Source organism: Micromonospora sp. L31 (assembly GCF_052068075.1).
Taxonomy (GTDB): Bacteria; Actinomycetota; Actinomycetes; order Mycobacteriales; family Micromonosporaceae; genus Micromonospora; species Micromonospora purpureochromogenes.
In genome coordinates, this window is record NZ_JBQHDC010000005.1 from 400,737 (window position 1) to 414,476 (window position 13,740).

The following is a 13,740-nucleotide window of genomic DNA, read 5'->3' on the forward strand; positions in this document are numbered from 1 at the left end:
CGGTGGATCAGCTCGCCGCCGCCCGGGCCAGCCGGCCGCGGTCGATCTTCCGGTTGGAGTTCAGCGGGAACTCGTCGAGGTGGGTGTACCGGCGGGGCAGCATCCCCTTCGGCAGGATCTCGGCGAGCTGCTTGGCGAGCTGGGCGGCGGGCACCGGCTCGCCGGTGTAGTAGACGACGATCTCCAGCAGCCCGTCGACGGTCCGGGTGACCGCCACCGCGTCCCGTACGCCGGGGCAGCCGGCGAGCGCGTGCTCGATCTCGGCCAGCTCGATCCGCCAGCCGTTGACCTGCACCTGCGCGTCCCACCGGCCCAGGTAGATCAGTTCCCCATTGGCCAGCCGGCGCACCCGGTCGCCGGTGCGGTACCAGCGGCGCCCGTCGTGGTCGAGGAACCGTCCCTCGTCGTCGGCCGGGTCGAGGTAGCCGGGGGTCATCTGCGGGCCGGTGACGCAGAGCTCGCCCTCGTGGTCGGACAGGTCCCCGTCGGGGGTCCGCAGCAGGGCCTCGTGCCCCTCGTGCAGGTGCCCGATCGGCACCAGCCCGTTGACGCAGAGCTCCGGCGAGGTCTCCGGCGACCAGCGGTGGCCGGTGATGGTGAGGGTCAGCTCGGTGGGGCCGTAGATGTTGGCCACCGTGGACCTATCGGCGGCGGCGTGCCAGTCGGCCACGTCCGCCGCGCGCAGCGCCTCTCCCGCGAACAGGCTCCAGCGCAGCCCCGGCATGCCGCCGGGGCGCAGGCCACCCAGGCGGCGGATCAGGGTGATCGCGCTCGGCGCGGAGAACCAGACGGTCACCGCGCGCTCGGCGAGGAAGCCGGGCAGGCCCCGGTAGGCCTGCGCGGGCACCGGCTGCACGGCCGCCCCGGCACCCCAGGCGCAGAACATGTCGAACGCCGCGCAGTCGAAGTTCAGGTCGAAGGTCTGCGAGAAGACGTCCGTGGGGTCGAAGTCGTAGTGCCGGTCCACCAGCCGGAAGTAGTGGTCGGTCATGCCGTAGGTGATCGGCACGCCCTTGGGCCGGCCGGTGGAGCCGGAGGTGAACAGCACGTAGGCCACCTGCGACGCGGTGACCGGCAGCGGCGCGTCCAGGGGCCGGTCGCCCAGCGGGATCCGCGCCGCGCCGGGCACCGCGTCGGCGTCCAGGCCGGGCGCGAGCACCGGCAGCTCCAGCCCGGCGCCGGCCAGCTCACCCAGGGTGGCCAGGCCGGCCTCGTCGGCCACCACGGCGGTCGCGCCGGAGACCTCCAGCATCCGCCGGGTCCGCGACACCGGGAAGCCGGCGTGCAACGGTACGACCGTGGCGCCGGCGTACAGCACGGCCAGGATCCCCGCGTACGCCTCGACGCTCTTGCCGGTGAGCACCGCGACCGCCTCCGGCGGCTGGTCCCCGGCGGTGCGCAGGGCCCCGGCCCGGGCCAGCGCCAGCTCGTGCAGTTCCTCGTAGCTCACGGCGCGGGACCCGACCCGCAGGGCCGTGCCGGTGGGGTTGGCCGACAGGCCGCGAAGGAAACGCGCCGACAGGGCGGGACCGTCCACGTCTACCATCCGGTGCTCCAAGAGTAAGGGGCGGCAGGGGTTGTCGGCCGCACGGGCAGGTACTTGTATCGAGGTCACCGCCGACACCGGTTCCGACAGATTCGGAGTGACCCATGCTGGACGAACGGTTCGAGGGGATCCTGCGGGGTTACCTGGCCTTCCTGTCGCCGACCGACACCCTCACCGAGGACACCTCGCTGCGCGACTTCGGCCTGGACTCGATGGCCACGGTGGAGCTGATCTCCGACCTGGAGTCGACGTACCGGGTCCGGTTCGTCGACGACCTGTTGAGCCTGGAGAACTTCGCCACCCCGGGCACGATCTGGGCGAGCCTCACCGCGTTGGGCGTCACGGGCCAGGTGACCGAGGCCCGGGTCGGCCACTGACCGTGCCGCCCATGTGAGGCAATGCTGGTGCAGGCCCGTACCCGCGGAAACCCCTAGCGCCCCCTGACGTGCGCGGCCGCCGGCCGGCCTTCCGGCCGACGGTTTCCGCGGACCCCGGTGGACATACACGGCGTCCCGGCCGCTTCGGTCGGGACGCCGTCGTGCGTCCGGACAGCGGGGCGCCCGCCCGAAGCACGGTCCCGGGTGCTCCAGGCGGGCGCGGTCCCTCAGCCGGCCAGTTCCTCCCAGTCCTGCCCGGCGTGGAGCAGCCCGGTGGTCCCCTCGCCACGGGACTCCGAGAGCCGCTTGCGCAGCTCGTGCTCGGCCGGCAGGTCGGTGCGCCGGGTGATGCCTAGCTTGCGGTAGACCCGCGTCAGGTGCTGCTCGACGGTGCTGACGGTGATGTACAACGTCTGGCTGATCTCCCGGTTGGTGTGCCCCAGCGCGGCCAGCTTCGCCACCCGCCGCTCGGCCTCGCTGAGCACGTGCCGGCCCTCCTTCTCCCGGTCGTGCCAGCGGCCCACCAGCGCGGGCGGCTCGACCGGTCGGTCCCCGCCGGCGGGGGCGGCCGGCCCGGTCGTACCCGCCTGGGCCACCTGCGCGGCCCGCCGGGCCAGCACCCGGGCCCGGTCGAACTCGCCGAGCTGCTGCCGGACGACGCTGAACGCGGTCAGCGCCTTGGACAGCTCCAGCCGGTCGTCGGCCGCCTGGAGGCACTCCACGCTCTGCCGCAGCAGCGTCGGACGCTGCGCCGGCTCGCTGGCGGCGGCGAGCACCCGCAGCGAGATGCCCCGCACCCGGACGTCGGCCGCGCGCGCCCGCTCCAGTTGCTGGGTGAGCAGGTCCCGGGCCTCGACGGAGCGGCCCAGCCGGAGGTTCACCTCGGCCAGGTCGCTGCGCCACGGGATCAGCGCCGGCACGTCCACGTCCCATTCGCGCATCAGCCGGCCGCACAGCTGGAAGTCCCGTCCGGCGGCCAGCACCCGGTCGGTGGCCAGGTGGAACTGCCCTCGCGCCCGCAGGTACGGCAGGCTGAAGACGGTGCCGAACATCGAGTCGGGCACCGGCGCCTGGAGCACCTCGGCCGCCTCCCGGAGCTCGCCCCGGGCGGTGCGCGCGACGATCAGGGTGGCGCGCGGCTGACCGATCAGGACGCCCCAGCCCTTCTCCGGCAGCAGGGCCAGCGCCTGCTCGGCGTGCCGGATCGCGTTGACCAGGTCGCCGCGCCGGTAGGCGATGCTGCCGGCCAGCGAGGAGAGCACCGCCTGCCAGGTGACCTCGCCGCGCTCCGCGGCCTGCCGCATCAGCCGATCACACCAGGTGCGGGCCAGCTCCGGCTTGTTGCCGCGCTGCACCGCGAGCACCGCCGCGGCCACCACCTCCAGCGGCGTCTCACCGATCTGGCAGCTGCGCAGGATCTGCTCGGCACTGGTGGTGGCGGCCTCCCCGCCGCCCCGGCCCCAGAGCGAGGTGAGTCGCTGCGCCGCGTCCGCCCAGAGGTCCCTTGAGTGGGTGGTGCCGGTGGGCCCGAACTCGGACAGGCGCCCCCGGGCCGGACCGAGGAACCAGTGGAAGCTGACGGCCAGCTCGGCCGCCGTCTGCGCGTCGATCGGATCGGCGGACGCGCCGAGCGCCGTGGCGGCCCGGGCCGCCGCGTCCTCGTCGCCGTTCCACAGGCTGTAGCGGATCACCGCCGCCGCATCCGGCCCGTGCAGTTCCCCGTCCTGCACCGCGCCCTGCAGACAGGGCAGGTACGCCAGCGTGGCCGCCGGGTTCCGTCGCCAGAGCGCGCCGGTGAGCGCGTGCATGATGGCGATCCGTTCCTTGCGGTCGGTGCAGCCGGAGAGCGCGAGCTCCAGGCAGCGCACCGCCAGGTCCGGGTCGTCCGCGGCCAGCGCCTGGTCGGCCGCGGTACGCAGCACCCCGACCGCCCAGTCGGCGGGCACCTGCTCGGCGTTGAGCAGGTGCCGCCCGACCTCGGCCGCCGGCGCGCCCTGCTGGTGGAGCAGGTCGGCGGCGCGGACGTGGACGGCGGACCGTTCCGCCGGGGTCATGCTCTCCAGCACCGTGGTGGCGCCGAGCGGATGGCGCATGCGGCAGTCCCGCAGTACGCCCGCCTCGGTCAGTATTCCGACGATCTCCTCGGCGGTTTCGTTCCGCATTCCGAGAAGACGGCCGATCAGGGCCGGATCCGAACGCTCGTTCAGTACCGCGGCCGCGGCGGCCACGTCCAGCAGCTGCGCGTCCCACCGGTGCAGGCCGGCCAGCACGGCGTGGGCATATCCGTCACCGACGACGGGCGTGGCCCCGTCCCCGATCCCGGCGTCCGACGCATTGTCGTCGAGCAGCGCGTGGACCAACAGCGGATTACCGTTTGTCAGATCGCGGTATTCCTGGGCCACGGACTCGGGCGCCGTCTTTCCCCATTTCTCGGTGAGCAGATCGGCGATGTCCGGCACCGTCAACGCCGACAACCTGATGCTCTCGTGCGGCTGCCGGGTCAGTTCCGTGTAGAAAAGCGGCAGGGTCGGCCGGCGTCGGTGCCATTTACCCAGGACGAGCAGCATTCGGGCCGCATCCATCCGTCGCTGCAGAGACAACAACAGCCGCAGCGAGGCCGAATCGGCGAACTGCAGATCGTCTATCACGATCACGAGGGTGCGCTCCCGGGCCAGGCCCAGCAGCACTCCGCAGAACTCACGCATCCAGCCCGATCGAGCATCCGGCTCCGCCAGCGGGTCCGACCATCCCCCGTCCTGGTCGGCCGCATCGGCCGAACCGATGAGCCGGGCGGCCCGTTCGGGCAGCGCGTCCACCAGGTCGGCACTGCGGAACAACTGATCGACCACTCCAAGCGGCACCGACTGCTCCGCCCGCGATGCCGTACCACTGAGAAGTAACGCCCCCGTCTCCACCGCGTAACGCGAAAATTGATGGAGCAGATATGTTTTACCGCTGGCGAGTCCCCCCTCGACGAGCGCCAGTCGACCGCTTGAGCCGTCGCATTGGCGAAGGAGCCCTTGCAACAGCGACAGGGCCCCCTCATATCCCATGGTCGCCACGTTTGCATACCCCTAAGTAGCGTAGTAGTCGAAACGCTCCAGCACTGGTAGCCACGTTGCGGCGTATCATATCCACAGATCGACGGTGATGCCAGTCCGCCCTCTTTAGCACAGATCGGGCACAAGACCCTGGTCAGGCGGTTCTGTCGGCGATCCGATCCGGGCGAATTGCAGAATGTCCAGTTCGCCGGTGTTCCCATTTTTAATGCGACTGAGCACGCCGCCGCTAATCAATCCGGGAACGACGTGAGCGATCTTCAAATATCACGAACCGTTACTTGATCCGGCAACTTATCGTTCACTTTTCGGTGATCGGCGACGGCGCGATCCCGGCATTCGCGCAGGTCGGTCCGCTCCTGCCGGGCTGCATCCGCCAAGCGCTCACACCCGCCGTCCGCCCGGTCGTCACCCGGCGGCGGTTGTGTGACCTGGCCGTGACCTAACCCGACCGGCGGGACGCCTCGACGACCCGGACGAGAGGCGTTCCCCGCGCCGGCCGTCCGGCCTGTACTCGCCGCCGAACAGCGATCCGAGACGCGACGTCGGGACGACCCGCCGGCCCGTCCTCACCCCCGTGTGGGCCCGTCGACCTGGCCGATTCCCGACAGGTGGCCCGGCCCACATCTCCGCAGATCCGGGCGCGTCCGGGACTCCGGCGGCGGCCCGATCCTCGTTGCGTCACGTCGATCCGATGATGCCCTCGGACGCTGCGCGCTGGACGGCCGGCGACGAGCGCCGGACAGCCGGCGACACCCGCGCGGTCGACCGGCCGGGGCGGCGCGGACAAGAGTCCCCCGCTTTGCGGCATGTCGCGCTGTCCACACCGGCCATCACCGCAACACACCGCAAACCGCGTCCCACCAGGAGGCAGCGCCCCGACACCCGACGGTGCAGCGCGGACGAGGTCTCCCCCGCTTTGCGGCAAGTCGGGCCGTCACCGCCGGCCGTCACCGCAACACACCGCAAACCGCGTCCTACCGGGAGGCAGCACCTGGACACCGGACGGGGCGAACTAGAGGTCCCCGCTTTGCGGCATGTCGCGCTGTCCCCGCCGGTCGTCACCGCGACACGCCGCAAACCGTGCCGCACCAGGCACGGCGCGGCGACAGCGTCCCTGCGCCAGGCGGCAGGGACGGCTCTCGGGAACGACGAAGCGGCGCGCCCGACGAGGTCGTCGGGCGCGCCGCCGGAGCGAATCGCACGTCCTGCTCGGGCTCGGTGCCGCCTCACGGTCGCCCGGCCAACGCCGGCGACCACCGCCCGCGGAAGAGCGCCAAGCCCCACCGGAGGCCGGAGCGGGCCCAAGGACCCGCCCCGGCCCGGTGGCTACTTGCTGGCCCGCACCGGCCCCGGCACTCCAGGGCTGACCGGCGCGGAGGCCTGCTTGCCGAGGTCCCGGTAGAGACGCCCGGGCCACCAGCTCGCCCGGCCGATGTCGAAGGAGAGCGCCGGCACCAGCAGCGTCCGCACCAGGAAGGCGTCGAGCAGGACGCCCACAGCGACGACCACACCGAACTGGATCATGTCGACCACCGGCATGGAGGCGAAGACCGCGAAGGTCGCCGCCAGCACGATGCCGGCCGAGGTGATGACGCTGCCGGTGGTGGACAGACCACGGCGTACGCCTTCGGCGTGGCCGTGTCGCGCGGCCTCCTCGTGCACCCGGGTCATCAGGAAGATGTTGTAGTCGACGCCGAGTGCCGCGAGGAAGACGAAGCTGACCAGCGGCAACTGCCAGGCCGTCCCCTCGTGCCCGAACACGTGCTTGAAGAGCAGGTGCGACGCGCCCAGCGCGGCGAAGTAGGACGCCACCACCGTGCCGAGCAGGACCAGCGGCGCCACCAGGGCGCGCAGCAGGATGATCAGGAACAGCAGGATCACCGCGAGCACGACCGGGATGACCACCTGGGCGTCCCGGCTGGAGGCCCGGTCGATGTCCAGGGTCTCCGCGGTGGTGCCGCCGACCTTCGCGTTCGCCCCGGGTACGGCGTGCACCGCATCCCGGATCTCGTCGATGGTCTCCTTCGCCGCGTCACTGTCGGGCGCGTCCCGGAGCACCACGTCGATGATGACCCGCTTGCCGTCGGGGCTGGGCGACTCCTGGCCGACCGTCGTGCCGTCCACGCCGGCGGCGGCGGCCTTGACCGGCCCGGCGGCAGAGGCGTCGGCGACGAGGATGGCCGGGTCTGAGGCGCCGGACGGGAAGTGCCGGGCGAGCTTCTCCTGCGCGGTGACCGACTGGGGCTTGGTCTGGAACACCTCGGTCTGGGCGAGGCCCATCTTGATGTCCAGCGCGCTGACGGCGAGGCCGCCGATCACGATCAGGCAGCCGAGCCAGACCACCCGGGGGTGGCGGCCGACGGCCGTGCCGATCCGGGACCAGAACCCGCGCCCGGCCCGCGCCTCCTGGCCGAACTTCGGCACGAACGGCCAGAACACCCACCGGCCCGCGATCACCAGCAGCGCCGGCAGGATGGTGACCATCGCCAGGTACGCGCAGAGCACACCGGTGGCGCCGACCAGGCCGAGGCTGCGGGCGCTCTGCATGTCGGCCAGGGCGAGGCAGGCCAGGCCGACCACGACGGTCGCGGCGGAGGCGAGGATCGCCGGGCCCGAGCGGCGCAGCGCGATGCCCATGGCCAGGTGCTTGTCGGCGTGCCGGCGCAGCTCCTCGCGGTAGCGGGCGATGAGCAGCAGCGCGTAGTCGGTGCCGACGCCGAACAGCAGGATCATCAGCAGACTGGAGCTGGCCGGGTTGACCGGCAGCCCGGCGTGTTTGGCGAGCAGGTACGCGACCCCCTGGGTGAGCGCGCTGGCGAAGCCGACGGCCAGCAGGGGGAAGATCCAGAGGAACGGGCTGCGGTAGATCAGCAGGAGCAGCACGATGACGATCGAGCTGGTCGCGATCATCAGGTTGACGTCGAGGTTCTCGAACGCCTGCGTGTAGTCGTTGAGCAGGCCGCCGGGGCCGCCGAGGTCGACGTCCAGCCCGGCCGGGGCGCCGGCCTGGGCGGCGGTGCGCAGGTCCTTGACCGCGAAGTCGATCTCGACGTCGTCACGGGTCAGCGGCACCACCAGCATGAGGGCCTTGCCGTCCTGGGACGGGATGGCCGGCTGGATGGCCGCGCCGTCGGCGAACTTCGCGAACGCCGTACGGTCGGCCTCCACCTTGCTGCGGTCGGCGTCCTGGATCCCGGACTCGCGGGTGTAGACGGCGACCACCGGGACGGCCTCGGAGGCGGAGCGGTACTTGTCCAACTCCTCCATGACGGCGGTCGACTCGGCGCCGCGCGGAAGGCTGCCGGACGGAGTCCGGTCCTCGTAGTCCTCGATCTTGCCGAAGAGCGGGCCGAGCACGACGGCGAGGACTATCCACAACGCGAGGATGGCCCACTTGGAACGCCGACCACTCGGCAATTTGGCCAGTAGCCCGACAGAATCGCTCATTGAGCCGAAACCCTTCTATGCCCGTCTATGCCGATTTCATCGTTCAGGGCACGGAGATCCCGGCGTCGTCCGCCTGGGACGGGGACAAGACCTCGTCACTCATCGGGCCTGACGGCCATTTCCAAAGGTGCCCCACCACGCGGGGCATGCTTCTGCGTATGCCCCACGCGTACATGCTATGCAGTACGGCGGAACAGCGTCAAGCACTTCGGCAGAGTGTCCGACCAGTTGGGAAGAAGCGCTCGCACCCCGGTTTAGCTGCGGAAATGCCGATGGCCCTGGGGTCGTCGGGCGGGCGGCTAGGGGATCTGGCGGCCGGGTTAGGGGGCGGCCGTTCTGTTCGTGCCGCCGTCGCCGGTGGTTACGTGAGAGCCCGACCAGCCGGTTGACGCGGGTCGACGTCGGCGAGCGTGAGGGGCGACGACGCATGGTGGACAAACCGCATTCCTACCTCGGGTCCCGGGTGGCCGAGCTGCATTCCGTCAAGGCCACGGCCGTCGCCGGCCCGGGGCCCCGGGCGTCGGCGCAGCAGCACGCCAAGGGAAAGCTCACCGTCCGGGAACGGCTCGACCTGCTCTTCGACGAGGGCACGTTCCGGGAGATCGAGCAGTTGCGCCGGCACCGGGCGGCCGGGTTCGGGCTGGAGGACCGCCGCCCGCACACCGACGGCGTGGTGACCGGCTGGGGCAAGGTCGACGGCCGGACGGTCTTCGCGTACGCGCACGACTTCCGGATCTTCGGCGGCTCGCTCGGCGAGGCCCACGCCGAGAAGATCCACAAGATCATGGACATGGCCGAGTCGGCCGGCGCGCCCCTGGTCTGCCTCGGCGACGGCGCGGGTGCCCGCATCCAGGAGGGCGTCACCGCGCTGGCCGGGTACGGCGGCATCTTCCGCCGCAACGTGCAGGCGTCCGGGGTGATCCCCCAGATCAGCGTGATGCTCGGGCCCTGCGCCGGCGGCGCGGCGTACTCCCCGGCGCTGACCGACTTCGTCTTCGCCGTCCGCAACGTGGCTCAGCTCTACCTCACCGGGCCGGACGTGGTGCAGGCGGTGACGGGCGAGACCGTGACGCACGAGCAGCTCGGCGGCGCCGAGGTGCACGCCTCGGTCACCGGCACCGTCTCGTTCGTGCACGACACCGAGGCGGAGTGCCTGGCCGAGGTCCGACACCTGCTCTCGCTGCTGCCGTCCAACAACCGGGAGCTGCCTCCGGTGCAGCCCACCGGGGACCCGCCGGACCGCCGCTGCCCGCGCCTGCTCGACCTGGTGCCCGCCGATCCCCGTGGCTCGTACGACATGCGCGAGGTGATCGGGGAGATCGTCGACGACGGGGACCTGCTCGAGGTGCACGCCTCCTGGGCCCGCAACATCGTCTGCGGTCTGGCCCGGCTGGACGGGCACGTGGTCGGCATCGTCGCCAACCAGCCCCGGATGCTCGCCGGCGCCCTCGACGGGCTGGCCTCGGCCAAGGCGGCCCGCTTCGTGCAGACCTGCGACGCCTTCAGCATCCCGCTGGTGACCCTGGTGGACGTGCCCGGCTTCCTGCCCGGCACCGCGCAGGAGCACAGCGGGATCATCCGGCACGGCGCCCAGCTGCTGTACGCGTACTGCTCGGCGACGGTGCCCCGGATCCAGGTGATCCTGCGCAAGGCGTACGGCGGGGCGTACATCGTGATGGATTCCCGATCGATCGGCGCGGACCTCTCGTTCGCGTGGCCGAGCAACGAGATCGCGGTGATGGGCGCGGAGAGCGCGGCCAATGTGGTGTTCCGCAGGGAGATCGCGGCGGCGCCCGACCCGGAGGTGGCCCGCCGGCAGCGGATCAAGCAGTACGAGCAGGAGCTGATGCACCCCTACTACGCGGCCGAGCGCGGCCTGGTGGACGACGTCATCGACCCGGCCGAGACGCGCGCGGTGCTGATCGGGGCGCTGGAGACGCTGCGGGCCAAGCGGGTGCAACTGCCGGGGCGCAAGCACGGGAACCCGCCGACGTGACCGCGGCGGAGCAGTTCGACGCGGCGGGGGTCCCGCGGCTGGTGGTGGTCCGAGGCAGGCCCACCGAGGAGGAGCTCGCGGCGGCCACGGTCGCCCTGATGTGCGCGCTGCGCGCCGCTCGGGGTACGGCCCGGACCGGCCGTCGGCGCGCCGAGGCGTCGTGGTCCCCGGCGGCGGATTACCGGGCGCCCGGTGCCTGGGCCTCGCGATGCCACTGACCGGGTCCCCGCCGACCGGGCCGGCAGCGTCGGGACCGACCGGGTCGCCGCCGCCTCCCACCGCGTCGACACCGACCCGGCGGGCACCGGAGGCGGCGGGCACCGGCGGGTCAGTCCTCGCGCACCAGGCCGGCTTCGCGCAGCTCGTCGAGCCACCGGCCGATGACCACGATGATCTCCGCGCGGTCCGCCTCCCAGCTGGTGGCCACCTCGTCCGCGGCCAGGTTGAGGTCGCCGCCGTGCCGTTGCAGCGAGATCCAGGAGACCGTGACGAAGGGCGGGTACCGGTACGTGACGGCGGTCGGCTGTCGGTGCAGGACCAGCCACCCGTCCGGAGACACCGTGACCTCCACGTTGTGTTCCCAACGCAGACCCACCATTCCTCCCGACATCACCCTCACCCGATCCCTGTGCGTTCCGATCACCGTCGCCCTCACCTCCCGAGCGATGGGCGACCACCCGAGGGTGACCCCTCCCGGGCCGTCGGCCGCCTGCGCCCTCTCGTCTGCGCCGTCTCACCGTCCGCCTCGACGACCCGCGCCGGTCGCGCCGGGCGCGAATCGACACAGGAAGTCGAACATCAATGCGACAAGTGAGAACGGAATGATTGTGGCGACTTTCCCGGCGTCAACCTCGAACCGAACAGAAATCGGCTCGGGAATAGACCCCGAAGGCTTCTGTTTATGCCGTATACCGTTGTGTGCAGACCGTACACACCGGCTACTCGACGCGTCAACCCCAGCACTGGGCACCGGACGGGAAGCGGCAGGTAGACACCCCCGACCAGGACCACCGGCGACGGTTCCGAACTCGGTCGTGAGCAGCACGAACACGGTCCACCTAGGGGTCGGCGCACGCGTCGCGGGGCCACAAATCAGGGTCATCCCCCATCTGATCCCGGATGACGGAAAATGAGTGAGGACGTTTCAGAACAGCTCAGCAAGCCGGCCGTCGGCGGCGATTCCGCGCATTGTCGAGCACGGGAAATCCAGCGGCACCGCCTCCCATTGGGGGCCGTGACGCCGCCGCCGGTCCACCCCTCGGCGACACGCCGAGCACGGCCTGCCCACCCGCGGACCGGTGCCGTCCGCGAGCCCTCATCGAAGGCGCCCGGCGCGCGGCGAGAAGGGTCTTGACTGCGGCGACGAAGCATGTTGACAGGCGAACATCGAACTGCGTACAGTCTACACGGATTAGCGTACGAGGCACGCAGAAGACCACCCGGAGCAGGGACGGCGAGGAGTGCAACGACAATGGCCTACGAATTGGCAATAGAAGCCAGCGGGCTACGAAAGTCCTATGGCGACGTGCAGGTGCTCAAGGGCGTGGACATCACCGTCCCCCGGGGCAGCGTCTTCGCCCTGCTGGGCCCCAACGGCTCGGGCAAGACGACCACCGTCCGCATCCTCTCGACGCTCACCTCCCTCGACGGTGGACAGGCCAGGATCGCCGGCTTCGACGTCGTCAAGGAGCGGCGCAAGGTGCGGCGGGCCATCACCCTGACCGGCCAGTACGCGGCGATCGACAAGAACCAGACCGGCGAGGAGAACCTGCGCATGATGGGCCGGCTCACCGGCCTGTCCAGCGCCGAGGCGCAGGAGCGCGCGAAGCAGCTGCTCGCCCGGTTCGACCTGACCGACGCCGGCGGCCGGCGACTGGCCACCTACTCGGGCGGCATGGCCCGCCGGCTGGACCTCGCCGCGAGCCTGGTCGGGGCGCCGTCGGTGGTCTTCCTCGACGAGCCGACCACCGGCCTGGACCCGCGCAGCCGCCTCGCACTGTGGGGCGTCATCGCCGACCTGGCCGCCAACGGCCTGACCATCTTCCTGACCACGCAGTACCTGGAGGAGGCCGACCGCCTCGCCGACCGGGTGGCCCTGCTCGACGGCGGCACCATCGTCGCCGAGGGCACCCCCACGCAGCTCAAGGAACGGGTCGCGGGTCAGCGGCTCGACCTGGAGCTGGTCGACCGCACGGCGCTGGAGGACGTTCTGGTGCTGCTGGGCGAGCGCGTGGTCACCAAGGATCTCGACCTGCTGACGATCGGGGTCACCACCGATGGCTCGGCCAACCAGGTGCGGGCCGTGCTGGACGAGGCAGACCCGCAGCGCAACCGGATCACGAAGTTCCAGGTGCACAGCGCCACGCTGGACGACGTGTTCCTGGCGCTGACGGGCCACCCCACCCCGAGCCCGGAGGTGGAGCGAGTTAAGGAGACTGTCGGTGACTGAGTCCATCGTCCTGCGCAACCGGCCCCGGCCCACCTCGCTCGGGACCGACATGGTGACCATGATCGGGCGCTGCACCCGGCTGACCAGCCGGGACCTGGACGCCCTGATGATGGCGCTGATGCTGCCCATCATGATGATGGTGCTCTTCGTCTACCTCTTCGGCGGGGCGATCCAGACCGGTGGGGACTACGTCACCTACGTCTCCCCCGGCGTGCTGCTGCTCTGCACGGTGTGGGGTGCCGCCCAGACCGGCGTGGGCGTCGCCAACGACATGAGCACCGGCATCATCGACCGGTTCCGGTCGATGGACGTCAGCGGCGCGGTGCTGCTCGGCGGCCACGTCACCGCCAGCGTCATCAAGAACATCGTCTCCACGGTCGTGGTGATCGCGGTGGCCCTGCTCATCGGGTTCCGGCCCGAGGCCAGCCTGCTCCAGTGGCTCGCCGCCGGCGGCATCCTGGTCACCTTCATCCTGGCGATGTCCTGGCTCTCCGCGGTGGTCGGGCTGCTCACCAAGTCCACCGACGCGGCCGCCAGCTTCGCCTTCATCATGATGTTCCTGCCCTACGTCAGCAGCGCGTTCGTCCCGATCCACACGCTGCCCGGCTGGCTGCAGGGCGTGGCCAAGCACCAGCCGTCCACGCCGATCATCGAGAGCGTCCGCGGGTTCCTGCTCGACCGGCCGGTCGGCGACAACCCCTGGATCGCGCTCGCCTGGTCGGTCGGCATCCTCGTCGTCTCCGTCACCCTCGCCGCGGTCTTCTTCCAGAAGAAGACGGACTGAGCGCGGGCGTCGGCCACCGACAGCGAAGGCCCTTCTCCTCCCCCGTTGGAGAAGGGCCTTCGCGCGTGCGCCGGCAGCA

9 protein-coding genes are annotated in these 13,740 nt (G+C 71.3%); 5 read left to right on the forward strand and 4 right to left on the reverse strand.

Going from position 1 to position 13,740, the window contains the following annotated elements; genetic code table 11:
• Window positions 1–7: 7 nt before the first annotated feature.
• Entirely contained in the window at window positions 8–1,546 is a 1,539-nt protein-coding gene (locus tag ACTMS9_RS16910; RefSeq protein ID WP_441165410.1) for an AMP-binding protein, read from the reverse strand.
• 104 nt (window positions 1,547–1,650) lie between these two features.
• Here ACTMS9_RS16910 and ACTMS9_RS16915 point away from each other — a divergent pair, with 104 nt between their 5' ends.
• A complete protein-coding gene (locus tag ACTMS9_RS16915; RefSeq protein WP_210779689.1) occupies window positions 1,651–1,923 on the forward strand; it encodes an acyl carrier protein in 273 nt (90 codons plus the stop codon).
• Window positions 1,924–2,150: 227 nt separating this feature from the next.
• On the opposite strand, the gene ACTMS9_RS16920 is transcribed toward ACTMS9_RS16915, so the two are convergent.
• Together ACTMS9_RS16920 and ACTMS9_RS16925 are read right to left on the reverse strand one after the other, a co-directional pair.
• Window positions 2,151–4,976: an AAA family ATPase gene (locus ACTMS9_RS16920; protein WP_441165411.1), complete on the reverse strand. Its 2,826-nt coding sequence runs from the start codon at window positions 4,974–4,976 to the stop codon at window positions 2,151–2,153.
• Between the two features lie 1,335 nt (window positions 4,977–6,311).
• Complete coding sequence (locus ACTMS9_RS16925; protein WP_441165412.1) at window positions 6,312–8,432, reverse strand: MMPL family transporter; 2,121 nt, start codon at window positions 8,430–8,432, stop codon at window positions 6,312–6,314.
• A gap of 427 nt (window positions 8,433–8,859) precedes the next feature.
• On the opposite strand from ACTMS9_RS16925, the gene ACTMS9_RS16930 reads away from it, so the two are divergent.
• Both ACTMS9_RS16930 and ACTMS9_RS16935 read left to right on the forward strand, forming a co-directional pair.
• Window positions 8,860–10,428 carry an acyl-CoA carboxylase subunit beta gene (locus ACTMS9_RS16930; RefSeq protein WP_441165413.1) on the forward strand — a complete coding sequence of 523 codons (1,569 nt, stop codon included), beginning with the start codon at window positions 8,860–8,862 and terminating at the stop codon, window positions 10,426–10,428.
• Between the two features lie 44 nt (window positions 10,429–10,472).
• Entirely contained in the window at window positions 10,473–10,646 is a 174-nt protein-coding gene (locus ACTMS9_RS16935) for an acyl-CoA carboxylase epsilon subunit (protein WP_441165475.1), read from the forward strand.
• A gap of 110 nt (window positions 10,647–10,756) precedes the next feature.
• Here the strand turns inward: ACTMS9_RS16935 and ACTMS9_RS16940 are convergent, their stop codons facing one another.
• Entirely contained in the window at window positions 10,757–10,987 is a 231-nt protein-coding gene (locus tag ACTMS9_RS16940; RefSeq protein WP_441147849.1) for a hypothetical protein, read from the reverse strand.
• 912 nt (window positions 10,988–11,899) lie between these two features.
• Between ACTMS9_RS16940 and ACTMS9_RS16945 the strand changes: the two genes are divergently transcribed.
• Together ACTMS9_RS16945 and ACTMS9_RS16950 are read left to right on the forward strand one after the other, a co-directional pair.
• Window positions 11,900–12,877, forward strand: coding sequence for an ATP-binding cassette domain-containing protein (locus tag ACTMS9_RS16945; RefSeq protein ID WP_441147847.1), 978 nt, complete (start codon window positions 11,900–11,902; stop codon window positions 12,875–12,877).
• The gene (locus tag ACTMS9_RS16950) at window positions 12,870–13,661 is read left to right on the forward strand and encodes an ABC transporter permease (protein ID WP_357917113.1); all 792 of its coding nucleotides are present in this window, start codon (window positions 12,870–12,872) and stop codon (window positions 13,659–13,661) included. The genes ACTMS9_RS16945 and ACTMS9_RS16950 overlap by 8 nt, the downstream gene beginning before the upstream one ends.
• Window positions 13,662–13,740 lie beyond the last annotated feature (79 nt).